Source organism: Pseudomonas sp. B16120 (assembly GCF_044218845.1).
In the GTDB taxonomy this organism is placed as follows: Bacteria; Pseudomonadota; Gammaproteobacteria; order Pseudomonadales; family Pseudomonadaceae; genus Aquipseudomonas; species Aquipseudomonas paracarnis.
Genome location: NZ_CP162588.1, coordinates 5,990,611 through 6,016,607 on the forward strand (window position 1 = coordinate 5,990,611; position 25,997 = coordinate 6,016,607).

General features: G+C 59.6%; 22 protein-coding genes. 5 read left to right on the top strand and 17 right to left on the bottom strand.

Annotation, left to right across the window (positions count from 1 at the left end; all coding sequences use genetic code 11):
• The first annotated feature begins 25 nt into the window (after positions 1–25).
• Positions 26–2,380 (top strand): penicillin acylase family protein, encoded by a 2,355-nt coding sequence (locus AB4P90_RS28070; RefSeq protein WP_395605528.1) that lies wholly within the window; start codon positions 26–28, stop codon positions 2,378–2,380.
• Between the two features lie 67 nt (positions 2,381–2,447).
• Here AB4P90_RS28070 and AB4P90_RS28075 read toward each other — a convergent pair whose 3' ends face one another.
• Positions 2,448–3,749, bottom strand: a complete 1,302-nt coding sequence (locus AB4P90_RS28075) for an IS4 family transposase (RefSeq protein WP_395606097.1) — start codon at positions 3,747–3,749, stop codon at positions 2,448–2,450.
• 190 nt (positions 3,750–3,939) lie between these two features.
• Positions 3,940–4,905: a GlxA family transcriptional regulator gene (locus tag AB4P90_RS28080; RefSeq protein ID WP_073451841.1), complete on the bottom strand. Its 966-nt coding sequence runs from the start codon at positions 4,903–4,905 to the stop codon at positions 3,940–3,942.
• A gap of 248 nt (positions 4,906–5,153) precedes the next feature.
• Here AB4P90_RS28080 and AB4P90_RS28085 point away from each other — a divergent pair, with 248 nt between their 5' ends.
• On the top strand, positions 5,154–5,795 hold the full coding sequence (locus tag AB4P90_RS28085) for an HD domain-containing protein (protein ID WP_058410112.1): 642 nt from the start codon (positions 5,154–5,156) through the stop codon (positions 5,793–5,795).
• 129 nt (positions 5,796–5,924) lie between these two features.
• Here AB4P90_RS28085 and AB4P90_RS28090 read toward each other — a convergent pair whose 3' ends face one another.
• From AB4P90_RS28090 to AB4P90_RS28120, 7 genes are all read right to left on the bottom strand, one after another.
• Complete coding sequence (locus AB4P90_RS28090) at positions 5,925–6,809, bottom strand: ABC transporter permease subunit (protein ID WP_003195236.1); 885 nt, start codon at positions 6,807–6,809, stop codon at positions 5,925–5,927.
• On the bottom strand, positions 6,806–7,726 hold the full coding sequence (locus AB4P90_RS28095; protein ID WP_003195238.1) for an ABC transporter permease subunit: 921 nt from the start codon (positions 7,724–7,726) through the stop codon (positions 6,806–6,808). The genes AB4P90_RS28090 and AB4P90_RS28095 overlap by 4 nt, the downstream gene beginning before the upstream one ends.
• Positions 7,723–8,865: an ABC transporter ATP-binding protein gene (locus AB4P90_RS28100; RefSeq protein ID WP_003195240.1), complete on the bottom strand. Its 1,143-nt coding sequence runs from the start codon at positions 8,863–8,865 to the stop codon at positions 7,723–7,725. Before AB4P90_RS28100 ends, AB4P90_RS28095 begins: the two co-directional genes overlap by 4 nt.
• A 66-nt stretch (positions 8,866–8,931) precedes the next feature.
• Complete coding sequence (locus tag AB4P90_RS28105; protein WP_014720384.1) at positions 8,932–10,026, bottom strand: polyamine ABC transporter substrate-binding protein; 1,095 nt, start codon at positions 10,024–10,026, stop codon at positions 8,932–8,934.
• A 243-nt stretch (positions 10,027–10,269) separates the two neighbouring features.
• Positions 10,270–11,364 carry a polyamine ABC transporter substrate-binding protein gene (locus AB4P90_RS28110; protein ID WP_019817783.1) on the bottom strand — a complete coding sequence of 365 codons (1,095 nt, stop codon included), beginning with the start codon at positions 11,362–11,364 and terminating at the stop codon, positions 10,270–10,272.
• Between the two features lie 183 nt (positions 11,365–11,547).
• Positions 11,548–12,912 carry an aspartate aminotransferase family protein gene (locus tag AB4P90_RS28115; protein WP_014720386.1) on the bottom strand — a complete coding sequence of 455 codons (1,365 nt, stop codon included), beginning with the start codon at positions 12,910–12,912 and terminating at the stop codon, positions 11,548–11,550.
• A 57-nt stretch (positions 12,913–12,969) separates the two neighbouring features.
• Positions 12,970–14,328 (bottom strand): glutamine synthetase family protein, encoded by a 1,359-nt coding sequence (locus AB4P90_RS28120; RefSeq protein ID WP_003195249.1) that lies wholly within the window; start codon positions 14,326–14,328, stop codon positions 12,970–12,972.
• Between the two features lie 597 nt (positions 14,329–14,925).
• Between AB4P90_RS28120 and AB4P90_RS28125 the strand changes: the two genes are divergently transcribed.
• Both AB4P90_RS28125 and AB4P90_RS28130 read left to right on the top strand, forming a co-directional pair.
• Entirely contained in the window at positions 14,926–16,302 is a 1,377-nt protein-coding gene (locus tag AB4P90_RS28125; RefSeq protein WP_003195252.1) for a glutamine synthetase family protein, read from the top strand.
• A gap of 244 nt (positions 16,303–16,546) precedes the next feature.
• Positions 16,547–17,176, top strand: a complete 630-nt coding sequence (locus tag AB4P90_RS28130; RefSeq protein ID WP_019817784.1) for a TetR/AcrR family transcriptional regulator — start codon at positions 16,547–16,549, stop codon at positions 17,174–17,176.
• Between the two features lie 122 nt (positions 17,177–17,298).
• On the opposite strand, the gene AB4P90_RS28135 is transcribed toward AB4P90_RS28130, so the two are convergent.
• The 8 genes from AB4P90_RS28135 to AB4P90_RS28170 all read right to left on the bottom strand — a co-directional run bounded on the left by AB4P90_RS28135 (position 17,299) and on the right by AB4P90_RS28170 (position 24,541).
• Positions 17,299–17,514: a molybdopterin-binding protein gene (locus tag AB4P90_RS28135; RefSeq protein ID WP_003176783.1), complete on the bottom strand. Its 216-nt coding sequence runs from the start codon at positions 17,512–17,514 to the stop codon at positions 17,299–17,301.
• 19 nt (positions 17,515–17,533) lie between these two features.
• Complete coding sequence (gene ssuB, locus AB4P90_RS28140) at positions 17,534–18,340, bottom strand: aliphatic sulfonates ABC transporter ATP-binding protein (protein WP_032902254.1); 807 nt, start codon at positions 18,338–18,340, stop codon at positions 17,534–17,536.
• Entirely contained in the window at positions 18,337–19,122 is a 786-nt protein-coding gene (gene ssuC, locus AB4P90_RS28145; RefSeq protein ID WP_395605529.1) for an aliphatic sulfonate ABC transporter permease SsuC, read from the bottom strand. The genes ssuB and ssuC overlap by 4 nt, the downstream gene beginning before the upstream one ends.
• 9 nt (positions 19,123–19,131) lie before the next feature.
• Positions 19,132–20,280: an FMNH2-dependent alkanesulfonate monooxygenase gene (gene ssuD / locus AB4P90_RS28150; RefSeq protein WP_003195260.1), complete on the bottom strand. Its 1,149-nt coding sequence runs from the start codon at positions 20,278–20,280 to the stop codon at positions 19,132–19,134.
• Positions 20,281–20,306: 26 nt separating this feature from the next.
• Positions 20,307–21,275: a sulfonate ABC transporter substrate-binding protein gene (locus tag AB4P90_RS28155; protein WP_014720391.1), complete on the bottom strand. Its 969-nt coding sequence runs from the start codon at positions 21,273–21,275 to the stop codon at positions 20,307–20,309.
• A gap of 97 nt (positions 21,276–21,372) precedes the next feature.
• The gene (gene ssuE, locus AB4P90_RS28160; RefSeq protein WP_103451966.1) at positions 21,373–21,966 is read right to left on the bottom strand and encodes an NADPH-dependent FMN reductase; all 594 of its coding nucleotides are present in this window, start codon (positions 21,964–21,966) and stop codon (positions 21,373–21,375) included.
• 318 nt (positions 21,967–22,284) lie between these two features.
• Positions 22,285–22,923 carry a peroxiredoxin gene (locus AB4P90_RS28165; RefSeq protein WP_003195267.1) on the bottom strand — a complete coding sequence of 213 codons (639 nt, stop codon included), beginning with the start codon at positions 22,921–22,923 and terminating at the stop codon, positions 22,285–22,287.
• Between the two features lie 274 nt (positions 22,924–23,197).
• A complete protein-coding gene (locus AB4P90_RS28170) occupies positions 23,198–24,541 on the bottom strand; it encodes an OprD family porin (protein ID WP_014720393.1) in 1,344 nt (447 codons plus the stop codon).
• 370 nt (positions 24,542–24,911) lie between these two features.
• Here AB4P90_RS28170 and tauA point away from each other — a divergent pair, with 370 nt between their 5' ends.
• Entirely contained in the window at positions 24,912–25,898 is a 987-nt protein-coding gene (gene tauA, locus AB4P90_RS28175) for a taurine ABC transporter substrate-binding protein (protein ID WP_137271334.1), read from the top strand.
• Positions 25,899–25,997: the final 99 nt, after the last annotated feature.

The window sequence follows — 25,997 nt, forward strand, 5'->3', positions numbered from 1 at the left end:
CCGTCCACTTTGGTAAGGAATGTTCATGAAGCGCGTCCTGCAGGTTTTTGCGGTGCTGATTGTGCTGGTCGCCCTGGGCGCCGGTTGGTACGTCTACAGCAAACAACCCACGCGCCAGGGCACGGTGACGCTGGCGCACCTGCAAGGATCGGTCACGGTGCGCTACGACGACCGTGGCGTACCGCATATCCGCGCCGAGAATGAGGCCGATCTGTACCGCGCCCTGGGCTATGTGCATGCCCAGGACCGGTTGTTCCAGATGGAGATCATGCGGCGCCTGGCCCGTGGCGAACTGGCCGAGGTACTGGGGCCCAAGCTGCTGGAGACCGACAAACTGTTTCGCAGCCTGCGCATTCGCGAGCGTGCCTTGAGCTATGTGGAGCACATGGACCCTGACTCGGCCTCGTCCAAGGCCCTGCAAGCCTACCTGGACGGGATCAACCAGTATCAGGACAGCCACGCCAGCCCCATGGAGTTCGATGTGCTGGGCATCGCCAAGCGCCCGTTTACCGCCGAAGACAGCATCAGCGTCGCCGGGTACATGGCCTACAGCTTTGCCGCAGCCTTTCGCACCGAGCCGGTACTGACCTATGTGCGCGACCGACTGGGCAGCGCCTACTTGAACGTCTTCGATCTCGACTGGCAACCCAAGGGCGCTCTCAACCTGGCCGCCAGCGATTGGCAGACCCTTGGCGCCATCGCCGCCCTGAGCGAACAGGCCCTGGCCGACAACGGCCTGCCGCAGTTCGAAGGCAGCAATGCCTGGGCCGTCAGCGGCAGCCATACCCAAAGCGGCAAACCGTTGCTGGCGGGTGACCCTCATATCCGTTTCTCGGTGCCTTCGGTCTGGTACGAGGCGCAGCTGTCGGCGCCAGGCTTCGAGTTGTACGGCTACCACAACGCGCTGGTACCGGTGGCGTTCCTGGGGCACAACCTGGACTTCGGCTGGAGCCTGACCATGTTCCAGAATGACGATCTCGACCTGATCGCCGAAAAGGTCAATCCGGACAACCCCAACCAGGTCTGGTATCACGGCCAATGGGTGGACATGAGCAGCAGCGAGCAGCAGATCCAGGTCAAGGGCCAGGCGCCGGTGACCCTCACCCTGCGCCGCTCGCCCCACGGCCCGATCATCAACGACGTGCTCGGTGAGAACGCCGGCAGCACACCGATTGCCATGTGGTGGGCGTTCCTCGACAGTGAAAACCCGATCCTGGATGGTTTCTACCAGCTCAACCGTGCCGACACCCTGGCCAAGGCACGTGCCGCAGCCGCCAAGGTCTCGGCACCGGGCCTGAACATCGTGTGGGCCAATGCCAAGGGCGATATCGGTTGGTGGGCAGCGGCGCAGTTGCCGATCCGCCCGGCCGGCGTTAACCCTGCGTTCATCCTCGACGGCAGTACTACCCAGGCCGACAAGCTGGGTTTCTACCCCTTCAGTGCCAACCCCCAGGAAGAAAATCCGTCGCGCGGCTATGTGGTGTCCGCCAATGCCCAGCCGGCATCGCCCACCGGCATGCCGATTCCCGGCTATTACAACCTGGCTGACCGCGGCCAGCAGTTGAACGCGCAGTTGAGCGACACAAGCGTGAAGTGGGATGTGACCAACAGCCAGGCCCTGCAACTGGGCACCACCACCGCCTACGGCCCACGCCTGCTGGCGCCGCTGTTGCCGGTGCTGCGCGAGGTGGTCAAGGACCCGGCGCAACTCAAACTGGTGGAACAGCTTGCCAACTGGAAGGGTGACTACCCGCTGGACTCCACCAGTGCCACGCTGTTCAACCAGTTGCTGTTCAACCTTAGCGACGCGACCTTTCACCCCAAACTCGGCGATGCCTTGTTCAAGACCCTGCTCGGCACCCGCGTGATCGACGCCGCCTTGCCACGCCTGGCCGCATCGGCAGACTCACCCTGGTGGAACGGCAATCGGGCCGACACCGTCAAGCTCGCCTGGGACAACAGCCTGGCCCATCTCATGGCTGCGTTCGGCGATGACCCGGCACAGTGGCAGTGGGGCAAGGCGCACACCCTGACCCACGGCCACCCGCTGGGCCTGCAAAAACCGCTGGATAAAATCTTCAACGTCGGCCCCTTCCCGGCACCGGGCAGCCACGAAGTGCCGAACAACCAGACCGCCCCGATTGGCCCGGCGCCGTGGCCTGTGACCTACGGCCCGTCGACACGGCGCCTGATCGACTTCGCCGACCCGGCCCACGCCCTCACCATCAACCCGGTGGGGCAAAGCGGTGTGCCCTTTGATACGCACTATGGCGACCAGGCGCAGAGCTATATCGAGGGCAGGTATGAGCAGGCGCACTTCAGTGAGGAGGAAGTGACAGCCAATACCCGCGGCACCTTGAAACTGCTGCCCGCCCGATGATCGTTCCCACGCTCCGCGTGGGAATGCAGCCATGGACGCTCCGCGTCCGCCCTTAGAAGCAGCCCTTTCAAGGTCTTTTCGTCTTGGCAGCCTTGATTATCCGGTCCGTTGAAACATGCGCATTCACCGCGGTGCCTTTAACCCATGTTTTGGGCTTGGGTACCTTGGGGCCACGGAGGCTTTTCGCAACTTGTTTAGGTTGGATATTTCTGGCAAGCGCCAATAAGTGCTGAGCCAGTTTTTCCAACGGAATGACAGGAAGATGTTCCGAGGGCAGCGCAATCTGCATTCCCTCATATCCACTCCTGACCTGAACCGCTAAATGGTAAATCGAGGCTTCCCATCCTTCAGGCTGGGTATCCCGATGAGCCTGTTCAACACTGCGTTTGAGAACAGCCAGGACGTTGTAAGCCAATACCGCCGTTGCGAACCCCAGTAAGGCAGCCTTTGGGCTGCCAAGGGTTTCGATCTCACTTTCCAGGATCGCTTCCAGTCGCTGGAACATACCTTCAATGCTCCAGCGGCGGCGATACAGTTCGGCGATCTGTTGCGCACTGACGCTCTCAGGCAGGTTGCTCCAGAACATCAAGCTGCTGTCGCCGGAGTCCGTTGGCGAATGAAGCGTCAGTTCGACACGCCGACATTGGTAACCGCCTTTGACCTGGATGATCTGCTCACGCACAGTGCCAGTTTCCACAGGTACTGGCTCTTGCCACTCACCCTCTTGAATCAAGCGTGGATGCTTGGCTTGCTGACGAATGACAAAGCAAGTTTGGACTTGCTCACAAGCCTCCATAACCGGGAGCGTGCAATAAAGCCGGTCAGCCAGCCACACTTGGCCTGGCTCGGCATTGGCCAATAAAGGCAGCACACAAACGCGCTCGCTTGCGTAGGCATCCTCACACGCCTGAAGGTCGACGACCTGATCCAGATCGGGATCGTATGCAACAACCGAAAAACCGGGACGAGCGGCGCCGCGCTCGTTGCGTAAAGCTCCCAGACGTTTTTCAGTGGATGCCAGGTGATTACCGTCCACTACCCGAACCTGCCAACCCGGCAGCATCGCCGTGCAGCCCAGCTCCCGGATGGTTGGAGCCAGGCGCTGTGCACAGCCCGTAATCAGGGCGCGCAACAGAGCAGGCTCGGTACGACTGATCTTGTCGTAGAGAGCCGCCAGGCTGACCGGAAGGTCCTCCAGTTGTCGCGCGGCGGCGTGCAGAGATGGCTTCAAGCCCAATGAAACAAGGGACATTAGCTTGATGATGGTCGAGAACAATAGCTCACGAGAATACTGCCGTTGCCGGTGTTCTTCGAAAACCTGATCAATCCACTCGGGGGCAATAGCCTGCTGCAGCGCCAGTTTGGCCATGACACTGGCAGGTGCTTTTTTTTCGAAACGCGCTAGAACTTCCGCCCACATCGTTTAGGTACCCCCTGAATGAATTTCAGGGGATTTTACAGAAGACCTTGAAAGGGCTGGCCCTTAGAAGCGGGACGCAGAGCGTCCCAAGAGGCGTTACCACGCAGAGCGTGGGAACGATCACGCATCGTTCCCACGCTCAAACCGGCGCCGCAAAGTTAAGCCTGAACTGTTGCGGCGTGACGCCCAGCCGGCGGTTGAACACACTGCGCATGTGCTGGGCGTCGCGAAAGCCGCATTGAAAGGCCACGGTCTTAAGCGGTGCGTGGCTGCTTTCAAGCATCACGCGCGCCGCATCCACGCGCGCCCTCTCGACAAATTCCGCCGGCGTAATCCGCGCTTCACGGGCAAACACCCGGGAGAAATTGCGCGCACTCATATTGGCCGCCTTGGCCAGGTCGGCAATGGTCAAGTCTCCCGTCAGGTTGGCCAGCACGTACAGCTGCACCAGCGCCACCGCCGAGGTGGTTTCGGCATGGGGCGTGAGGAACGGGCTGAACTGCGATTGCCCGCCCGAGCGCTGGGTGAACACCACCAGGCGCTTGGCCACGCTCAGGGCCACTTCCGGGCCGTGATCCTGGGCCAGCAAGTACAACGACAGGTCGATACCTGCCGTGACCCCGGCGGAGGTGTAGAGCTTGCCGTCCTGCACATAGAGGCGGTCGGCTTCGACCTGGGCCGAGGGGCACAGGCGCGCCAGGCTGGCGGCATCGTTCCAATGGGTCGTGACGGTCTTGCCGTCCAGCAAGCCTGCGCGGGCCAGCATGAAGGCGCCATTGCAGATCGAGCCGAAGCGCTGCGCCTTCGCGGCGGCCGCGCGCAGCCAAGCGTCAAACTCGAAGCCGAAATCCTCGAAGGGTAACTGCGGGCCGCCGGCGACCAGCAACAGGTCATAGGGTTGCCGGGCTTCGCTGTAGTGCTTGTGCGCCTGCAGTGACAAACCGTTGGAGGCCGCCATGGCGCCGTGGCCAAAGCCGAGTACTTCCAGCCGATAGTGATCCTCGGGCGCCAGGAAGCGGTTGGCCTCGCAGAACACATCCATCGGCCCGGTCACGTCCAGCGACTGGACACCGGGGAAGATCAGGATGGCGACGGTTTTGCCCATGGTCACAAACACCTTTTTCCAACTGGATAAACGCGACCCCCTTGTGGGAGCTGGCTTGCCTGCGATGCAGACGACTCGGTACCTCAGGTACACCGAGGTGATGCTATCGCAGGCAAGCCAGCTCCCACAGGGGATCGCCTACATGCTTGGCACGATGTGGCGGCACATTGGCCGGGATCGCCTCCCTGTGGCGATAGCCGCTTCAGGGTCATGGGACCAGACTGGAATCTTTCCAGAGGAGATCCACCATGAGCACCACCATAGCCGGTATCCAGATCCCTGACAGCACCTTGGCCAGGGCCACCACCGAATACATCCGCGACGTCGAATCGGACCTGCTCTACCACCATTCGCGCCGAGTCTTCCTGTTCGGCGCCTTGAGCGGTGAGCGCAAGCAATTGGCCTACGACCCGGAGTTGCTCTACGTCGGCGCGATGTTCCATGACCTGGGGCTGGTGGAAGGCCACCGCAGTAACGACGAGCGCTTCGAAGTGGACGGCGCCAACGCCGCCGCCGCATTTCTCAAGCCCTATGGGTTGAGCGATGACGATATCGAACAAGTGTGGTTGTCCATCGCCCTGCACACCACGCCGGGCGTGCCGAAACACTTGCGTCCCACCGTAGCGCTGGTGACCGCCGGGGTGGAGATGGATGTGCTGGGCATGGACTACGCCGCGTTCAGCAGCGCGCAGCGCGAAGCGGTGGTGCACGCGCATCCACGGGGTGAAGGGTTCAAGGAGTGCATCATCTGCGCGTTCGCCGACGGCTTGCGCCATCGCCCGCAGACCACGTTTGGCAATGTTAAGACCGACGTGCTGGTGGACCAGGAGCCGGGGTTCAAGCCGATGAATTTTGTGCAGGTGATCCGCACGTCGCCTTGGGCGATGTAATCAACCTGAAATGCAATCAAATGTGGGAGCTGGCTTGCCTGCGATGACGGTGAGTCAGCACCTTATAAGTGACTGATACACCGCCATCGCAGGCAAGCCAGCTCCCACATTTTCACCCTGCTCCGGCAGTCAGACCGGCGCTGGCGCCCGGCGCTTGTCCGGCTGCTGCCAGCCATCCGCTGCGGCTTCTTCAATCGCTTGCTGAATAGCCTTCTTGCGATGCTCTTCGGCCCGACGGCTGAAGAACCACACCAGGAAGGTCACCAGCGACACCGCCAACAGAATCAGGCTCGCCACGGCGTTGATCTCGGGTTTAACCCCCAGACGCACCGCCGAGAACACTTCCATCGGCAAGGTGGTGGAACCAGGGCCCGACACGAAGCTGGCCAGTACCAGGTCGTCCAGCGATAGCGCGAACGACATCATGCCGCCCGCTGCCAGCGATGGCGCGATCATCGGGATGGTGATCAGGAAGAACACCTTCCACGGCCGTGCGCCCAAGTCCATCGCCGCTTCTTCGATCGACAGGTCCAGCTCACGCAAGCGCGCCGACACCACCACCGCCACATACGCCGCACAGAAGGTGGTGTGGGCGATCCAGATGGTGACGATGCCACGTTCCTGGGGCCAGCCGATCATCTGTGCCATGGCCACGAACAGCAGCAACAACGACAGACCAGTGATCACTTCGGGCATCACCAACGGTGCCGTCACCAGGCCACCGAACAGCGTGCGGCCCTTGAACTGGCTGATGCGCGTCAGCACGAAGGCCGCCAGGGTACCCAATGCCACCGCCGCCACCGCCGTGTAGCAGGCGATTTCCAGGGAGCGGGCCACCGAGCCCATCAACTGGGTGTTGTCCAACAGGCCCACGTACCACTTGATCGACCAACCGCCCCACACTGTCACCAGCTTGGATTCGTTGAACGAGTAGATCACCAGGATCAACATCGGCAGGTAGATGAACAACAAGCCTGCGACCAGCATGAAGCTGGAGAAACGAAAGCGCTTCATATCTTGCCCTCCAGCTCTTTGGCCTGGCTGCGGTTGAACAGGATGATCGGCACGATCAGGATCGCCAGCATCACCACCGCCAGGGCAGACGCCACCGGCCAGTCACGGTTGTTGAAGAACTCTTGCCACAACACCTTACCGATCATCAGGGTTTCCGGGCCGCCGAGCAGTTCAGGAATCACGAACTCGCCCACCACCGGGATAAACACCAGCATGCAACCGGCGATGATGCCGTTCTTGGACAGCGGCACGGTGATTTTCCAGAAGCTGTTGAAGGTGCTCGAACCGAGGTCCGAAGCGGCTTCCAGCAGGCTCTGGTCGTGCTTCACCAGGTTGGCGTACAGGGGCAGGATCATGAACGGCAGGTACGAATAGACCACGCCGATGTACACCGCGATGTTGGTGTTGAGGATCTGCAGCGGCTCGTTGATCAAGCCCATGGACATCAGGAAGCCATTGAGCAGGCCGTTGTTGCTGAGGATGCCCATCCACGCATACACCCGGATCAGGATCGCGGTCCAGGTGGGCATCATGATCAGCAGCACCAGCACGGTCTGCATCTCTTTGCGCGCGGTGGCAATGGCGTAGGCCATCGGGTAGCCGATCAGCAGGCACAGCAGCGTGCTGAAAAACGCCATCTTCAGCGAGCCCAGGTAGGCAGCGATGTACAACTCGTCGCCCGCCAGCAAGCTGTAGTTGGCCAGGTTCAGCACCACCTCCAGCTTTTGCTCAACGTAGGTATAGATCTCGGTATAGGGCGGGATCGCCACATCGGCTTCGGCAAAGCTGATTTTCAGCACGATGAAAAACGGCAGTGCGAAAAACAGGAACAGCCAGAGGAAAGGAATCCCGATGACCACCTGCTTGCCATTGGGCACGATGCGATCCAAGCGCCGCTTGAATTTCTTCATGTTCATGAGCGAAGTACCACGCCGCTGTCGTCTTCCCACCACACGTACACCTGGTCACCCCAGGTTGGGCGCTGGCCACGGCGTTCGGCGTTGGCGACGAAAGACTGCACCAGCTTGCCGCTCGGCAGCTCCACGTAGAACACCGAGTGACCGCCCAGGTAGGCGATGTCGTGCACCTTGCCGCTGGACCAGTTGTGCTCGCAGGTCGGCATTTCAGTGGTCACCAGCAGCTTTTCCGGGCGAATCGCGTAGGTCACCGACTTGTCTTCCACCGAGGTGGCGATGCCGTAGCCCACGTAGATGTCGCGGTCCAGGTCCGGGCACTTGAGCACCGCGTGGCCTTCAGCGTCGTCCACCACCTGGGTGTCGAAAATGTTGACGTTGCCAATGAACTCGCACACCAGGCGGCTGGTGGGCGTTTCGTAGATATCGATGGGGCTGCCGATCTGGGCGATCCAGCCCAGGTGCATGATCGCGATGCGTTCGGCCATGGTCATGGCTTCTTCCTGGTCGTGGGTCACCATCACGCAGGTCACGCCGACGCGCTCGATGATTTCCACCAACTCCAGTTGCATCTGCGAGCGCAGCTTCTTGTCCAGGGCGCCCATCGGCTCATCGAGCAGCAGCAGTTTCGGGCGCTTGGCCAGGGAGCGGGCCAAGGCCACACGCTGGCGCTGGCCGCCGGACAATTGGTGCGGCTTGCGCTTGGCGTACTGGCTCATCTGCACCAGCTTGAGCATCTCGGCCACGCGTGCGTCGACTTCAGCCTTGGGGATCTTGTCCTGTTGCAGGCCGAAGGCGATGTTCTGCGCCACGGTCATGTGCGGGAACAAGGCGTAGGACTGGAACATCATGTTGATCGGCCGCTCGTAGGGCGGCATGTCGGTGATGTCCACACCGTCGAGGTAGATGCGACCTTCGGTTGGGCGCTCGAAACCTGCAAGCATGCGCAGCAAGGTGGATTTGCCCGAACCCGAACCGCCGAGCAAGGCGAAGATCTCGCCTTTCTTGATTTCCAGGGACACATCGTCCACGGCAATCGTCTCGTCGAACTTCTTCGTGACCCGGTCGATTTTGACCAACACCTTTTTCGGTGTCTGGTCGCCCTCGAGGGCTTTCTTATAGGCGCCGGAGGCAACTGCCATTTACGAAACTCCCAAAAAAAACTGTGCAGCCGGCCCAATGCGGGCCAGCCTTGGATAGTTTGAGCCTTACTTGCCCGTCTTGACCTTGGTCCAGCTACGGGTCATTAAACGCTGCACTTTCGGGGGTAGCTCAAAGTTGACGAATGTCCGCTCGAGAACCGCCTGCGGTGGGTAAACCGCTGCGTCGGTGCGTATCGATTGCTCCATCAGTTTGTCCGCCCCTGGGTTAGGGTTGGCGTAACCGACTTGATCGCTGACCTGAGCGATCACCTCAGGCTGCAGCAAATAGTTGATGAAGGCGTGGGCTTCCTTGACGTTGCTGGCATCCTTGGGAATCGCCAGCACGTCGAACCACAGGTTGCCGCCTTCTTTGGGAATCGTGTAGGCGATGTTCACGCCTTTGCCCGCCTCCGCCGCACGGGCCTTGGCCTGGAAAACATCGCCGGAGAAACCGGCCGCCACGCAGATGTTGCCGTTGGCCAGGTCCGAGATGTATTTGGAGGAATGGAAGTAGGTCACGTAGGGCCGCACCTTCAGCAGTTTTTCCTCGGCTTTCTTGTAGTCGGCCGGGTTGGTGCTGTTGGGGTCCAGGCCCATGTAGTTGAGTACTGCGGGCAGCATTTCATCGGCCGAGTCCATGAACGACACACCGCAAGTGGCCAATTTCTTCATGTTTTCCGGTTCGAACAACACGGCCCAGGAGTCGATCTTGTCGACCCCCAGCACTTCCTTGACCTTGTCGACGTTGTAGCCAATGCCATTGGTGCCCCACAGGTACGGCACCGCATACTGATTGCCCGGGTCGTTCTTTTCCAGGCGCTTGAGCAGCACCGGGTCGAGGTTGGCGTAGTTTGTCAGCAGTGACTTGTCGAGCTTCTGGAATGCCCCGGCCTTGATCTGCTTGCCCAGGAAATGGTTGGACGGCACCACCACGTCGTAGCCGGTGCGCCCGGCGAGCAACTTGCCTTCCAGGGTTTCGTTGGAGTCAAACACGTCATACACAGGCTTGATACCACTGGCCTTTTCGAAGTTGGCCAGGGTGTCGGGGCCGATGTAGTCCGACCAGTTATAAATATGCACCGTCGGTGCGGCCTGTACGCTGGCAGCCAGCGTGATACCTGCACCCACCAGCATGGCTTTGCGAAATAAAGAAATTGGCAAGTGGAGGTCCTCTTGAATAGTTGGGGCCTTGAAGTTGTTGCCCGGCAACAAAACCGGCGCGCAACTTACCGTCGATAAACCGATCCGGCAAAACTTTCTGTCATTTAATTTCTGAGAGCTGTTTTGTGTGGGAGCGGGCTTGCTCGCGAAAGTGGCGTATCAGTTGATACATATGCTGGCTGACGCTCCGCATTCGCGAGCAAGCCCGCTCCCACACAAGCTCGCTCCTACAGGTTTCTGGCGTTATTTACCGGACTTGATCTTGGTCCAGCTACGGGTCATTTCACGCTGAGTTGCCGCTGGCATGTCGGCAATGGCGTAGAGCTTGGATTGCACTTCGGCCGACGGATAAATACCCGGGTCGCTGGTGATGTCTTTATCGACCAGGGCAGTGGCTTTCTCGTTACCGTTCGGGAAACGCACACTGTTGGTGATCGCGGCCATGACGTCTGGCTTGAGCAGGTAGTTCATGAATGCGTAGGCAGCCTCGACGTTTTCGGCATCCTTGGGAATGGCGACCATGTCGAAGAAGCTGCCAGCACCTTCCTTGGGAATGTCATAGGCGATCTTGACCTTGCCACCGGCTTCAGCCGCACGGGTTTTGGCCTGTTCGATGTCACCCGAGTAGCCCACAGCCACGCAGATGTTGCCGTTGGCCAGGTCGGAGATGTACTTGGATGAGTGGAAGTAGCCGATCGAAGGACGGATTTTCATGAACAGGTCTTCGGCCTGTTTCAGATCAGCCTTCTTCGTAGTGTCGGTCGGCAGGCCCAGGTAATGAAGCGCTACCGGCAGCATTTCGGTTGGCGAATCGAGGAAGCTCACGCCGCAGCTTTTCAGCTTGGCGATGTTTTCCGGCTTCATCAGTACGTCCCACGAGTCGATCTTGTCCACGCCCAGTGCGGCCTTGACCTTCTCCGGGTTGTAGCCGATGCCCATCGAGCCCCACATGTACGGGAAGGCGTGCTTGTTGTCCGGGTCGCTGACCGATACAGCCTTGAGCAGGGATTTGTTCAGGTTGCCGTAGTTGGACAGCTTGGACTTGTCCAGCTCCTGGTAGACACCGGCCTTGATCTGCTTGGCGAGGAAGCTGTTCGACGGCACGACGATGTCGTAGCCGGACTTGCCTGCCAGCAACTTGGCTTCCAGGGTTTCGTTGCTGTCAAAAACGTCGTACACCACTTTGATGCCCGACTCTTTTTCAAAGTTGGCGATGGTGTCCGGTGCAATGTAGTCGGACCAGTTGTAAACGTGCAGCACTTTATTGTCTGCCTGGGCCGCGCCCGCCATTGCGCCCATCAGGGACAAGGCGAGGAGAGTCTTGCCAGCGTTCTTCAAACCTAATGCCTTCATTTGGTGATGCTCCAATTTTTTCTTTTTTGGGCCACAAGCGTTGTATGTTTTACGGCCCAACCGAAGGGCAACAAAACAGGGCGACAGTCTGGCAAGTTCAGGGGCCGGCTTTCAACCAAAGCCCCTGCATTTTTAACTGCCCAGTGCACCGCGCACTGAGCCTAGCACTTAGCCCTGCAAGGCAGCCAAAGTCAGGTCCAGGCAATGGCGGGCCTTGGTGACCAGCTCGTCGATTTCAGCCTTGCTGATGACCAGTGGCGGCGAAATGATCATGGTGTCGCCCACGGCGCGCATGATCAGGCCATTTTCAAAGCAGAAGGTTCGGCAGATCATGCCGGCGCCTTTGCCTTCGTGACGCTTGCGCGTCGCCTTGTCCTGCACCAGCTCGATCGCACCGAGCATACCGACGCCGCGTACTTCACCCACCAGCGGATGATCGCCCAGTTCCCTCAGACGTTTCTGCAAATACGGTGCCGTTTCGTCGTGCACACGGTTAACGATTTTTTCATCGCGCAGGATGCGGATGTTTTCCAGCGCCACGGCCGCGGCCACCGGGTGGCCGGAGTAGGTAAAGCCGTGGTTGAAATCGCCCCCTTCGTTGAGCACCGCCACCACTTCGTCACGCACGATCAGGCCGCCCATGGGCACGTAGCCCGAGGTCAGGCCCTTGGCGATGGTCATCATGTGCGGCTTGAGGTCGTAGAAATCGCTACCGAACCACTCACCGGTACGGCCGAAGCCGCAGATTACTTCGTCGGCGACAAACAGGATGTCGTACTTGGCGAGGATTTCCTTGATGCGCGGCCAGTACGTGGCAGGCGGCACGATCACGCCACCGGCGCCCTGGATCGGCTCGGCAATAAAGGCGCCGACGTTGTCCACGCCCAGCTCCAGGATTTTCTCTTCCAACTGGTTTGCGGCCCACACACCGAATTCTTCGGGGCTCATGTCGCCGCCTTCGCCAAACCAGTACGGCTGCGCGATGTGGGTAATGCCCGGGATCGGCAAGTCGCCCTGCTCGTGCATATAGGTCATGCCGCCCAGGCTGGCGCCGGCCACGGTAGAGCCGTGGTAGCCATTCTTGCGGGCAATGATGGTTTTCTTGTTGGGCTGGCCCTTGATCGCCCAGTAGTGGCGGACCATGCGCAACATGGTGTCGTTGCCTTCGGAGCCGGAGCCGGTGAAGAACACGTGATTCATGCCTGCCGGCGCGACATCGGAAATGACCTTGGCCAACTCCAATACCGGCGGGTGTGCGGTCTGGAAGAACAGGTTGTAGTACGGCAGTTCTTTCATCTGCTTGGCGGCGGCATCGGCCAGTTCATCGCGACCGTAACCGATCGCCACGCACCACAGGCCGGCCATGCCGTCGAGGATCTTGTTGCCTTCGCTGTCCCACAGGTAAACGCCGTGGGCTTTGGTGATGATCCTTGGGCCTTTCTCTTTCAATTGCTTGAAGTCGCTGAACGGCGCCAGGTGGTGATCATTGCTCAAGGCTTGCCATTCACGGGTTTGCGGGTTGTTGCTGGACATACCAATCTCCTAGACTTTTCAGTGAAGGCGCGCCATTTAAAAGGCGCGCCCGGCGCATCAGACGGCGAAGAGCAGGAATTCCCGCTCCCACGAACTGATCACGCGCTTGAAGTTTTCATGCTCGGCCCGCTTGACCGCGACGTAGCCCGTGATGAATTTTTGCCCCAGGTATTTCTCGATGGTCTTGCTGTTTTCCATGCGTTCCAGAGCGTCTTCGATGGTCAACGGCAGGCGCAGGTTGCGCCGCTCATAACCACGGCCCACCACCGGCGCGCTCGGGTTATGGCCTTCGACCATGCCGATGTAGCCGCACAACAGGCTGGCGGCAATCGCCAGGTACGGGTTGGCGTCGGCGCCCGGCAGGCGGTTTTCCACGCGGCGGTTCTGCGGGCCGGCATCCGGTACGCGCAGGCCGACGGTGCGGTTTTCTTCGCCCCATTCCACGTTCACCGGCGCCGAGGTATCGGGCAGGAAGCGGCGGAACGAGTTCACGTTGGGGGCGAATAAAGGCAGCAATTCAGGGATGAACTTCTGCAGGCCGCCGATGTGGTTGAGGAACAGCTGGCTCATGGTCCCGTCTTCATTGGAGAAGACGTTCTTGCCGGTGGCAATGTCGATGATGCTCTGGTGCAGGTGCATCGCGCTGCCGGGCTCGCCGGTCATGGGCTTGGCCATGAAGGTGGCGGCCACGTCGTGCTTGAGCGCGGCTTCACGCATGGTGCGCTTGAACACCAGGATCTGGTCGGCCAGGGACAGGGCATCGCCGTGACGGAAGTTGATTTCCATCTGCGCGGTGCCGTCCTCGTGGATCAGGGTGTCGAGGTCCAGCTCCTGCAGTTCGCACCAGTCGTAGACGTCTTCAAACAGCGGGTCGAATTCGTTGGCTGCTTCTATAGAAAAGGACTGGCGACCGGTTTCCGGGCGGCCGGAGCGGCCAATCGGCGGTTGCAGCGGGAAGTCCGGGTCTTCGCAGCGCTTGGTCAGGTAGAACTCCATCTCCGGCGCCACGATGGGCTGCCAGCCGCGGTCGGAGTAGAGTTTGAGGACTTTCTTGAGCACGTTGCGCGGCGACAGCTCGATCGGGTTGCCTTGCTTGTCGTAGGTGTCGTGGATCACCTGGGCGGTCGGTTCGATGGCCCAGGGCACCAGGAATACCGCGTTCTGGTCGGGGCGGCAGATCATGTCGATGTCGGCCGGGTCGAGCAATTCGTAATAGATGTCGTCTTCGACATAATCGCCGGTCACGGTCTGCAACAGAACGCTCTCGGGCAGGCGCATGCCTTTTTCGGCAATGAACTTGTTGGTCGGCGAGATCTTGCCCCGGGTAATGCCGGTGAGGTCGCCAATCATGCATTCGACTTCTGTGATCTTGTGGTCTTTCAACCAATCGGTGAGCTGGTCGAGGTTGTTACTCATAAATGCCTCTGGGCTGGGTTTCCTGGCATCCATTAAAGGCCAGGCGTTGGTTGACGCAGCATCCGCGTCGTTTTTTCATTCAGGGTAGGAGCTTACCTGCCATTTGCCCGCAGGTTGCATTCCTCAGGCCAAAGTTGTGCGCAATTATGATCGGCACGGCGGATGAGGGTCGCTCAGTGGCGTCGGAGATGGCAAAAAGGAGATCGGCCGGGCCGTCAAGAATATTGGCCGGTGCCTGAGCATTCACACGGGGCGAACGAGCTGCGGACAAAGCCTGGCTGGAGCAGGCGCAGACGCCGATTGGCGGCAGGTGAAACATGAAGCACCCCGGTATTATTGCTGTTATGGGTTTGAATCGAGCTTAGCCTTGTTCATTTTTTTACACAACACCCCCGTAAAAAATCCTACACGGCCCGCTCAAGCCTGCAGGTCCCAAGCCCCTAAAACCCAAAAAACCGCCCCAAAACCCCGCAAAAAAGGCTCCATGGCGCTTTTTTAGGGCAAAAAATGCCTCGCTTGACTTCGGCAGGCCGTTCGGGTTGACTGAAACCAGAAAAGATCAATGATTGATATTTTTAACAACAAAGGTGTTGCATCATGTCGGTACCCCCGCGTGCCGTTCAGCTTAACGAAGCGAACGCGTTCCTTAAGGATCATCCTGAGGTTCTGTACGTAGACCTTCTAATTGCGGATATGAATGGTGTGGTGCGCGGTAAGCGCATCGAACGCACCAGCCTCCACAAGGTTTACGAGAAGGGCATTAACCTGCCTGCCTCTTTATTTGCCCTGGATATCAACGGCTCTACGGTGGAAAGCACCGGCCTGGGCCTGGACATCGGTGATGCTGACCGAATCTGTTATCCAATCCCCGACACCCTGTGCAATGAACCCTGGCAAAAGCGCCCTACCGCGCAACTGCTGATGACCATGCACGAACTTGAAGGTGAACCTTTCTTCGCCGATCCGCGCGAAGTGCTCCGCCAAGTTGTTACCAAGTTTGACGACCTCGGTCTGACCATCTGCGCCGCCTTCGAGCTTGAGTTCTACCTGATCGACCAGGAGAACGTGAACGGCCGGCCACAACCGCCCCGCTCACCGATCTCCGGCAAACGCCCGCACTCGACACAGGTCTACCTGATCGACGACCTCGACGAATACGTCGACTGCCTCCAGGACATTCTGGAAGGTGCCAAGGAGCAAGGCATCCCGGCGGACGCCATCGTCAAGGAAAGTGCCCCGGCGCAGTTCGAAGTGAACCTGCACCACGTTGCCGACCCGATCAAGGCCTGTGATTACGCGGTACTGCTCAAGCGCCTGATCAAGAACATCGCCTACGACCATGAGATGGACACCACCTTCATGGCCAAGCCTTACCCAGGCCAGGCAGGCAACGGTTTGCACGTGCACATCTCCATTCTGGACAAGGACGGCAAGAACATCTTTGCCAGCGAGGATCCCGAGCAGAACGCCGCATTGCGTCACGCGATCGGCGGTGTGCTGGAGACCCTGCCCGCCCAAATGGCGTTCCTGTGCCCCAACGTCAACTCCTACCGTCGTTTCGGCGCACAGTTCTACGTGCCGAACTCGCCGTGCTGGGGCCTGGATAACCGCACCGTGGCGATTCGCGTACCCACCGGCTCGTCCGATGCCGTGCGTATCGAACACCGTGTGGCTGGCGCCGATGCCAACCCTTACCTGCTGATGGCCTCGGTATTGGCGGGCGTGCACCACGGCCTGACCAACAAGATCGAGCCGAACGCTCCGGTGGAAGGCAACAGCTACGAGCAGAACGAGCAGAGCCTGCCGAACAACCTGCGCGATGCCCTGCGTGAGTTGGACGACAGCGAGGTGATGGCCAAGTACATCGATCCTAAATATATCGATATCTTCGTCGCCTGCAAGGAAAGTGAGCTGGAGGAGTTTGAACACTCCATCTCCGACCTTGAGTACAACTGGTACCTGCATACCGTGTAAGCGGTTGCTGCAATAAAAGAACGCCGCTGATTTTGGTCAGTGGCGTTTTTTTATGGGTTTATTTTGGAAACCGGGTTGGCCTCATCGCAGGCAAGCCAGCTCCCACATTTGATCGCGTTCCAACCTTGAAATGCGTTCCATTGTGGGAGCTGGCTTGTCGGGTCGCCGCATCGCTGCGATAGCGGCCTGGCAGACAACACACCTTCCTGCTCATACAATGCCCGCTGCCTTGTAGGAGACATCCATGACCACCCGCCCCGCCACTGTTCGCAAACCCCGCGCCCGCAGCCAGGCCCGGATCGATGCGATCCTCGACGCCGCCCGCACCTTGCTGGCCGCCGAAGGTGTGGCCAGTTTGTCGATCTACAGCGTGGCCGAACGAGCACAGATACCACCGTCATCGGTGTACCACTTTTTCGCCAGTGTGCCGGCGTTGCTGGAGGCGTTGACCGCTGACGTTCACGCAGCCTTTCGCGCCGCCATCCAGGCACCCATCGAGCATGAATCGCTCAAGCATTGGCGCGACCTGTCCTACATCGTTGAACAACGCATGCTCAGCATCTACAGCAACGATGCCGCGGCGCGCCAGTTGATCCTCGCTCAGCACGGGTTGACCGAAGTGACCCAGGCCGATCGCCAGCATGATCTGGAATTGGGCGACTTGATGCTGGCGGTGTTCAATCGCCACTTTGAAGTGCCAACGCTACCGAGCGATGTGGACGTGTTTGCCCTGGCATTGGAGTTGAGCGACCGCGTGTACGCGCGCTCGGTGCATCAGCATGGGCTGATTACGCCGCGCATGGCGGAGGAAGGGATGCGGGTGTTTGACGCGTATGTGGGGCTTTATTTGCCGGCCTATCTGCCCAAGCGCTGATCGTTCCCACGCTCTGCGTGGGAATACATCCCGTGGCGCTCTGCGTCACATTTGGCACAGCGGGACGCGGAGCGCCCCAGGCGGCATTCCCACGCAGAGCGTGGGAACGATCAGTGGCGTTATCACAACTTGGCAATCGACACCTCAGTGGATTTCACAAAGGCAATCACTTCACTGCCGATCACCAGCTCCAACTCCTTGACCGAACGGGTGGTGATCACCGAGGTGACAATGCCGGACGCGGTCTGCACGTCAATTTCCGACAGCACGTCGCCAACCACGATTTCCTTGATGGTGCCTTTGAACTGGTTACGCACGTTGATGGCTTTAATAGTCATGGTGTTTTTCCTGTGTGAGTTATTGAGCCCAACGCAATTGCGTCGGCAGCGGTGAAACAGGTTCGGGTTCCGGTGGGGAACCGGGTAGCGATAGCACGCGGTTGAGCACTTCGGCTTCCAGCGCGGCCAAGCGATGTGAGCCACGGGCCCGTGGGCGTGGCAGGTCGATGTTCAGGTCGAGGCCGATTTCGCCGTTTTCAATCAGAATCACGCGGTCGGCAATCGCCACGGCTTCGCTGACGTCGTGGGTCACCAGCAACACCGTGAAACCGTGCTTGCGCCACAGGTTTTCGATCAGTTGCTGCATCTCGATGCGGGTCAGGGCATCCAGTGCGCCCAGCGGCTCATCGAGCAGCAACAGGCGCGGCTGGTGGATCAACGCCCGGGCGAGTGCCACGCGCTGTTTCTGGCCACCGGACAACGCCGCCGGCCATTCATTGGCGCGCTCGGCCAGGCCAACCGCTTCCAGCGCATCCAGCGCTTTGGGCCGCCAGTCGCCCTTGAGGCCCAGGCCGACGTTATCGATGATCTTTTTCCAGGGCAGCAAACGCGCTTCCTGGAACATCAACCGTGTATCTTCAATCGCTTCGTGCAGTGGCGCGGAGCCGGCCAGCAGCTCGCCGCCACTGGCTTTGTCCAGCCCCGCCAACAGGCGCAGCAAGGTACTTTTGCCGCAACCGCTGCGGCCGACCACAGCCACGAACTGCCCCGCGGGAATATGCAGGTCGATCTCTTTGAGCACTTCGCGGGTACCAAAGGCCTTGCGCAATTTGCGCACCGCCAGCGGGATGCCCTTCAACAGACGCGGAGGTTGTTGGGCCGTCATGCTGCACCTCCTTTGACTTGATACGCCGGGTGCCAGCGCAGCCACACACGTTCCAGCCCACGGGCTGCCAGGTCGGCCAGCTTGCCGAGGATGGCGTACATGACGATGGCCAGCACCACCACGTCGGTTTGCAGGAATTCACGGGCATTCATCGCCAGGTAACCGATGCCGGAACTTGCCGAAATGGTTTCCGCCACGATCAGCGTCAGCCACATGAAGCCCAGGGCGAAGCGCACCCCCACCAGGATCGACGGCAGCGCGCCCGGCAGAATCACTTGCCAGAACAGGCTGAAACCGGACAAGCCATAGCTGCGCGACATCTCCACCAATGCCGGGTCGACATTGCGAATGCCGTGGTAAGTGTTCAGGTAGATCGGGAACAAGGTCCCCAGGGCCACCAGGAAAATTTTCGCGGTCTCATCAATGCCGAACCACAGGATCACCAGCGGAATCAGCGCCAGGTGCGGCACGTTGCGGATCATCTGCACGGAGCTGTCGAGCAAGCGCTCGCCCCACTTCGACAAGCCGGTGATAAAGCCCAGGGCCAGACCGATGCTGCCTCCGATCACAAAACCCAGGCCGGCGCGCCAGCCGCTGATGGCCAGGTGCGTCCAGATTTCGCCGCTGACCACCAGGTTCACCCCGGCTTCGATCACTGCACTCGGCGCTGGCAGAATGCGCGTCGACAACCAACCCACCGACACCGACAACTGCCACACCGCCAGCAATAAGATCGGCAGCACCCAGGGCGCCACGCGATGGCTGATTTTTTCTAAGTCCATAACGGCGCCTCAGCTCTGTGACGCAGCTTTGGGAAGGATGTCGTTGGCCACCATCTCGCCAAACGGACTGACGTAGCCGGCGCTTTTTGGCAGCTCGGGACGTTCGATATCCAGGTGCGGGAACAACAGCTCGGCGACCCGATACGACTCTTCCAGGTGTGGATAACCGGAGAAGATAAAGGTATCGATACCCAGGTCCGCGTACTCCTTGACCCGCGCCGCAACCGTGGGGCCATCGCCCACCAGCGCCGTCCCTGCGCCGCCACGTACCAGGCCGACGCCGGCCCACAGGTTGGGGCTGACTTCCAGGTTGTCACGGCTACCGCCGTGCAAGGCTGCCATGCGTTGCTGGCCCACCGAATCGAAGCGCGCCAAGGACGCCTGGGCGCGGGCGATGGTCTCGTCGTCCAGGTGGGAGATCAGTTTGTCGGCGGCTTTCCAGGCTTCGTCGTTGGTTTCGCGCACGATCACATGCAAGCGAATGCCAAAGCGCACCGTGCGTCCCAGTTTTGCAGCCTTGGCGCGTACCTGCGCGATCTTTTCCGCAACGGCTGCCGGCGGCTCGCCCCAGGTCAGCACCATCTCCACCTGTTCGGCCGCCAAGTCCTGGGCGGCCTCGGAGGAACCGCCGAAATACAGCGGCGGGCGTGGCTGCTGGATCGGTGGGTAGAGCAATTTGGCGCCTTTGACGCTGATGTGCTCGCCGTCGTAGTCCACGGTCTCGCCTTCCAGCACACGGCGCCAGATGCGGGTGAATTCCACCGACGCCTGGTAGCGCTCTTCATGGCTCAAGAACAATCCGTCGCCAGCCAGTTCTTCCGGATCGCCACCGGTGACCAGGTTGAACAGCGCACGGCCACCAGACAGGCGATCCAGGGTCGCGGCCTGACGCGCGGCCACGGTCGGGGAGATGATCCCAGGGCGCAGGGCAACCAGGAATTTCAAGCGCTGGGTCACGGGGATCAGCGAGGCGGCCACCAACCACGAGTCTTCGCAAGAGCGGCCCGTAGGGATCAACACCCCGCCGAAACCCAGGCGGTCGGCAGCCTGGGCCACTTGTTGCAGGTAACCGTGGTCGACAGCGCGGGCGCCTTCGGCGGTGCCAAGGTAATGACCGTCGCCGTGGGTGGGCAGGAACCAGAAAATATTGAGGCTCATGGAGTTGTCTCCTGAATGAAGTCGGATTACGGCGCTTTGGCAACCGCGGCGGGTGGCGTCCAGATCACGTCCTTGATGCTCAAGGGCTTGGGGATCAATTTGAGTTGGTAGAAGGTGTCTGCGATTTTCTGCTGGGCGGCGACCACTTCCGGGGTCAGGAACAGCGCGCCGTAGCCCTGGCGTTTCACCGATGTGAGGGTGATATCTGCCGGCAGGCCGAGCAGTGGGGCGACCTGCTCAGTCACTTCCTGCGGGTTGGCCTTGGACCATTCGCCTACCGCACGCACCTCTTCCACCAACGCCTTGATCACTTGCGGGTGCTGTTCGGCGTAGGGTTTGGTGGCTAGGTAAAACTGATGGTTGTCGGCAATTGCGGTGCCGTCTCGCAGGGTGCGCGCTTGCAGTTGCTTCTCGGCGGCGGCCTGGTACGGGTCCCAGATTACCCAGGCGTCCACGCTGCCACGCTCGAATGCGGCACGGGCATCGGCGGGGGGCAGGAACACGGTCTTTACGTCGGTGTAGTTGAGGCCGGCATCTTCCAGGGCACGCACCAGCAGGTAGTGCACGTTGGAGCCTTTGTTGAGCACGACCTTTTTACCCTTGAGCTCGGCCACCGATTTGATCGGCGAGTCCTTGGGCACCAGGATCGCTTCGCTGGTAGGCGCGGGTGGTTCGTAGGCGACGTAGAGCAGATCGGCGCCAGCCGCCTGGGCAAACACCGGTGGGGTTTCGCCGGTAACGCCGAAGTCGATGGAGCCGACGTTCAGGCCCTCGAGCAATTGCGGGCCACCGGGGAACTCGGTCCACTGCACCTGCACGCCTTGGTCGGCCAGGCGTTTTTCCAGGGTGCCCTTGGCCTTGAGCAGCACCAGGGTGCCGTACTTCTGATAACCGATCCGCAAGGTCTCGGCGGCTTGGGCTTGAACGATGGCGCCGAAGGACACAGCCGCAGCAAAGAGTGCGACCAGACCACGACGCAAGATGACAGTGCGCATGGCGCTCTCTCCAACTGTGCGATTAGGGTTTTGGCTGCACCTGCTTGGCCGTTGTCGGCTGAGTAAGGTGAGGGTTTCCAGCTTTTCGGGGTGAGGCTCAGATGCTCCAGCGAGCACTCAACAAACGTTCATTCAATACGTCAGGGTCCAAAGGTTTTGGCCGTCGCGCCATGGCGCTGTAGAGCTGCTCCAGGGCTTCGTGCAGACGCTGTTCAAGTACCGGCGCCAGTTGCGCCTGAACACTGCCTTCGCCATAGGCGATCTGGCTGTCTTCGGCAAAAATACCGTGGAGCAATTCCTGGGCCTTGAGGGCCGACAGCACCGGCTTCAGGGCGTAGTCCACCGCCAGCATGTGGGCGATGCTGCCGCCGGTCGCCATCGGCAGCACCACTTTATGGGCCAGCGCACGCTCGGGCAGCAGGTCCAGTACGGTTTTCAACGCCCCGGAAAACGACGCCTTGTACACCGGCGTGGCGATCACCAGCCCGTCAGCATTGGCGACTTGTTGCAGCAGGTCGATGACCTTGGGGCTGTCGAAGCGTGCGTGCAGCAAGTCTTCAGCCGGGAAGTCCCGTACCTGGTAACTCACCACTTCCACGCCCTGCTGTTGCAGCCACTGACGGGTTTTATCCAGCAAGACCCCAGAGCGGGAACGCTGGCTGGGACTGCCTCCAAGTGTTACGACCAGCATGCAGGAGATTCCTTGAGCAAGTGTCGGCGGTTCGCTGTGCGGCGATGGCGCCAAGATGGGATAGACCTTATCAGCAGATTTATATATCTATAAATCTTATTTATTCATTTGTTTATTCCATAAATACATAAGCGTTTAACCAATCGCCAGGCGAAAAAAAAGGCCGTCGAAACGGCCTGAAAACCCCTGCTGTGTGAGACGGTTTGCAACTTGAAGCCTGTGCTGTTCATGAGGCCGCCATCGCGGGCAAGCCCGGCTCCCACAGGGGAATGCGGTCAACTGTGGGAGCCGGGTTTGCCCGCGATGGCGATATCAGCCTTAACGATTGGGTTGTGGGGTAAGACGCAGGTACGGCTTCACCGCGCGATAGCCCTTGGGAAAGCGTTTCTTGATCTCTTCCTCGTCCTTGAGTGACGGCACGATCACCACTTCATCCCCATCCTGCCAGTTGGCCGGCGTCGCCACCTTGTGGTTGTCGGTCAGTTGCAGCGAGTCGATCACCCGCAGGATTTCATGGAAGTTACGCCCGGTACTGGCCGGGTAGGTGATGGTCAGGCGGATCTTCTTGTTCGGGTCGATCACGAACAAGGAGCGCACGGTGAGGGTATCGCTGGCATTCGGGTGGATCAGGTCGTAGAGGTCCGAGACCTTGCGGTCGGCGTCGGCCAGGATCGGGAAGTTGACCACGGTGTTCTGGGTCTCGTTGATGTCTTCGATCCACTTGTGGTGCGAGTCCACTGGGTCTACCGACAGGGCGATGGCCTTGACCCCACGCTTGGCGAATTCGTCCTTGAGCTTGGCGGTGAAACCCAGTTCGGTAGTGCACACCGGCGTGAAGTCCGCCGGGTGGGAAAACAACACTCCCCAGCTGTCGCCCAGCCATTCGTGGAAGCGAATCTTGCCGGCGCTGGAATCCTGTTCGAAGTCGGGGGCGATGTCGCCCAGTCTTAGGCTCATGGTGTGGCTCCTGATGAGTGCTTATGGAGCCCACTGTGCATGGATTTTTTGTGATTTAAAAAGAATAAATATCGATTTATCTAGACGATAAAAGAATATTAAAAATCAGTTCATTGGACTTGGGAACGGCCTGAGGCCAACATCGCCTTCAAGGTTCGAGAAGGCCTTGAGACGCTGCAAAAAAGAGGGATTCAGGAAGGGCTTGCGGGGGTTGAGCCCGACTTGAACAGCAAGACACCTTGCCCGGCATTGCGCCGGGCAAGGTTTTACAGTCTTACAACAGCGGGATCGAGTAGCTGACGATCAAGCGGTTTTCGTCCTGGTTACGCGCGTTGGCGATGTCGCTGCGCCACATAGCGTTTTTCCACGCCACGCCGACGTTTTTCAGCGGACCTTCCGGTACGACGTAGGCAACAGTGATGTCACGTTCCCACTCGGACTGGCCGGTGAACTCGGTACGGTTGCTGGCGACGGTGTCGATATGATCACCTTTCAGGTAAACCACACCAGCGGTCAGGCCAGGTACGCCCACCTTGGCGAAGTCGTAGGAGTAGCGAGCTTGCCAGGTGCGCTCGCCGGCACGGGCGAACTTCTGGATCTGCATGTCGGTGGTGATGTAAGCCGACGAGCCGTCACCCTGGTTCAGCCAAGGGAAGTCGCTGCTGCCGTTGCTGACCTGGTAACCGCCACCGAAGGTGTGGCCGGCAACCGAGTACAGGAACAGGCCGCTGTACAGGTTGTTGTCGACTTTGCCACGGCCGGAGTTCACGCCGCTGTAGTTGCCCGTCGAGAAGTAAGCGGACTGGTTGCCGTTGTTACCATCGTCGGAGCTGTTGAAGTAGCGCAGGTCAGACTTCAGCACGCCAGGACCAATGGCCCAGTTGTGGGTCAGGCCCAGGAAGTGTTGCTTGTAGAAATCTTCCAGGTTGCCGTAGTAGTACTGGGCGGTCAGATCCTTGGTGATCTTGTAGTCGCCACCGGCGTAGTAGAACTTGTTGCTCGAACGCCAGTTCACACCACGGCTGTTGGCGCCGGAGATGGACAGGCTTTCGTTGTTGCTGGAGTTACGGCCCTTGGCTTTTTCGATCTGGCCGGCGACCAGGGTCAGGTCCTTGATGTCGCTGGAGGTGATCTGACCACCCTGGAAGGTCTGCGGCAGCATACGACCATCGTTGGTGACGATGACCGGCAGCTTGGGCTGCAAGGTACCCAGCTTCAGTTCGGTCTGGGAGATCTTGGCCTTGGCGGTCAGGCCCAGGCTCGAGTAGTTATCAACGGCTTCGCCATTGGACTTGCTCGGGAAGATAGTGCCGCCGTAAGAGCTGGCAGTCGCACCGTTGGTGCCGCCGCCGGAATCCAGGCGAACACCCAACAGGCCGATAGCGTCGAGACCGAAGCCAACAGTGCCTTGGGTGTAACCGGAGATGAAACGCAGATCGAAGCCTTGGCCCCATTCTTCGTTCTTGCTCGGGTTGGCCGTGCCTTCGCGGTTATCGGTGTTGATGTAGAAGTTACGCAGGCCCAGTGTGGCCTTGCTGTCTTCGATGAAACCGGCAGCGCCTGCTTGCTGGGCGATTGCGCCCAACGTTACAGCCACAGCCAAGGTGGACTTCTTCATGTACCGCTCCTCTCATTTCTAATTTTTGTATTTCTTTGGTCTCGGGTCTGACGCCCTCGATCCACAGATGCGCGATTAGCGCCAGATAGTGACCACCAAGTCAATCGTAACCTTGTGTGTCTACTACCTTCGTCTAATCGCAGTTGATTTGGTCCCTGCAGGGTAATGAGTTTTTCATACACCCAAAAAGAATTATTTCATTCTTTTTCATACGATCCAGGAATAAGACTTTCCGTGAAGCTGGTCGGTCAGGATAGACGCGCCGCTCCATAAGCTAATTCCTAAAGGGTATTTACTGGTGCTTTTTTAGATCGATTAGTGTTGCCGTACGGTTGCATACGTCACTCACGATCAAAAAGGCGACGCCATCATGGCCAAACGCACATCCTCCCGTCAATTTGTTACAGTTTTTGTATCGCTATTACTTTCTTTGGGTGTCAACGCCGCCGACCTGACGGTGGGCTATCAGACCGGCATCGATCCCAGCAAGGTTCCCCAGGCCGACGGCCTGTACGAAAAAGCCATCGGCGAAAAAATCGCCTGGCGCCGCTTCAACAGCGGGCCAGAGGTGGTCACGGCCATCGCTTCGGGTGATGTACAAATCGGCAACCTCGGCTCCAGCCCGCTCGCGGCGGCGGCGTCGCGCAACTTGCCAATTGTGGCGTTTATCGTATCGGCACAGATCAACGCTTCTGAAGCCCTGGTGGTGCGCAACGGCAGTGGCATCGATAAACCCCAGGACCTGATCGGCAAAACCATCGCCACGCCCTTCGTCTCCACCTCCCATTACAGCCTGCTCGGCGCGCTGAAACACTGGGGGCTGGACACCAAACAAGTCAAAGTGGTGAACCTGCAACCGGCCGAAATCGCCGCCGCCTGGAAGCGTGGCGATATTGATGGGGCTTTTGTGTGGTCACCGGCCCTGGGCGAAATCCGCAAGACCGGAAAAACCCTGACAGACGCGGCGCAGGTGGGCCAATGGGGCGCGCCGACGTTTGAGGTGTGGGTGGCGCGCAAGGATTTTGCGCAAAAACATCCTGACGTAGTGGCCAAGTTCGCCAAAGTTACCCTGGATGCCTTTGCCAACTATGCCGCCCACAAAGACAGCTGGACGGTGGATTCCGAGCCAGTGCAGAAAATCGCCAAATTGACAGGTTCAAATGCCGACGACATTCCGGAACTGTTGGCCGGTACGACGTTTCCGGATGCGCAGGCACAGCAAACCGCTGCGCTGCTCAAGGGCGGCACGGCGAAGGCGATTGAGGAAACGGCGAAGTTCTTGAAGGAACAGGGGAAGGTGGAGACGGTGCTGCCGGATTATTCGGCCTATGTGACCGATAAATTCATCCCACAATAAATACAGTCTTTGGTGGGAGCTGGCTTGCCTGCGATGCCAGCAACTCGGTCCTGCAGTTAAACCGAGGCGCCGCTATCGCAGGCAAGCCAGCTCCCACAC

Excerpts from the sequence above, each read along its gene's own strand:
- AB4P90_RS28165 (WP_003195267.1), bottom strand. The coding sequence starts at position 22,923 with ATGAGCCTAAGACTGGGCGACATCGCCCCCGACTTCGAACAGGATTCC.
- AB4P90_RS28085 (WP_058410112.1), top strand. The coding sequence starts at position 5,154 with ATGAGCACCACCATAGCCGGTATCCAGATCCCTGACAGCACCTTGGCC.
- AB4P90_RS28125 (WP_003195252.1), top strand. The coding sequence starts at position 14,926 with ATGTCGGTACCCCCGCGTGCCGTTCAGCTTAACGAAGCGAACGCGTTC.
- AB4P90_RS28090 (WP_003195236.1), bottom strand. The coding sequence starts at position 6,809 with ATGAAGCGCTTTCGTTTCTCCAGCTTCATGCTGGTCGCAGGCTTGTTG.
- AB4P90_RS28115 (WP_014720386.1), bottom strand. The coding sequence starts at position 12,912 with ATGTCCAGCAACAACCCGCAAACCCGTGAATGGCAAGCCTTGAGCAAT.
- ssuB (WP_032902254.1), bottom strand. The coding sequence starts at position 18,340 with ATGACGGCCCAACAACCTCCGCGTCTGTTGAAGGGCATCCCGCTGGCG.
- AB4P90_RS28075 (WP_395606097.1), bottom strand. The coding sequence starts at position 3,749 with ATGGCCAAACTGGCGCTGCAGCAGGCTATTGCCCCCGAGTGGATTGAT.
- AB4P90_RS28120 (WP_003195249.1), bottom strand. The coding sequence starts at position 14,328 with ATGAGTAACAACCTCGACCAGCTCACCGATTGGTTGAAAGACCACAAG.
- AB4P90_RS28130 (WP_019817784.1), top strand. The coding sequence starts at position 16,547 with ATGACCACCCGCCCCGCCACTGTTCGCAAACCCCGCGCCCGCAGCCAG.
- AB4P90_RS28095 (WP_003195238.1), bottom strand. The coding sequence starts at position 7,726 with ATGAACATGAAGAAATTCAAGCGGCGCTTGGATCGCATCGTGCCCAAT.
- ssuD (WP_003195260.1), bottom strand. The coding sequence starts at position 20,280 with ATGAGCCTCAATATTTTCTGGTTCCTGCCCACCCACGGCGACGGTCAT.
- AB4P90_RS28070 (WP_395605528.1), top strand. The coding sequence starts at position 26 with ATGAAGCGCGTCCTGCAGGTTTTTGCGGTGCTGATTGTGCTGGTCGCC.
- AB4P90_RS28155 (WP_014720391.1), bottom strand. The coding sequence starts at position 21,275 with ATGCGCACTGTCATCTTGCGTCGTGGTCTGGTCGCACTCTTTGCTGCG.
- AB4P90_RS28135 (WP_003176783.1), bottom strand. The coding sequence starts at position 17,514 with ATGACTATTAAAGCCATCAACGTGCGTAACCAGTTCAAAGGCACCATC.
- tauA (WP_137271334.1), top strand. The coding sequence starts at position 24,912 with ATGGCCAAACGCACATCCTCCCGTCAATTTGTTACAGTTTTTGTATCG.
- AB4P90_RS28100 (WP_003195240.1), bottom strand. The coding sequence starts at position 8,865 with ATGGCAGTTGCCTCCGGCGCCTATAAGAAAGCCCTCGAGGGCGACCAG.
- AB4P90_RS28170 (WP_014720393.1), bottom strand. The coding sequence starts at position 24,541 with ATGAAGAAGTCCACCTTGGCTGTGGCTGTAACGTTGGGCGCAATCGCC.
- ssuC (WP_395605529.1), bottom strand. The coding sequence starts at position 19,122 with ATGGACTTAGAAAAAATCAGCCATCGCGTGGCGCCCTGGGTGCTGCCG.
- ssuE (WP_103451966.1), bottom strand. The coding sequence starts at position 21,966 with ATGCTGGTCGTAACACTTGGAGGCAGTCCCAGCCAGCGTTCCCGCTCT.
- AB4P90_RS28080 (WP_073451841.1), bottom strand. The coding sequence starts at position 4,905 with ATGGGCAAAACCGTCGCCATCCTGATCTTCCCCGGTGTCCAGTCGCTG.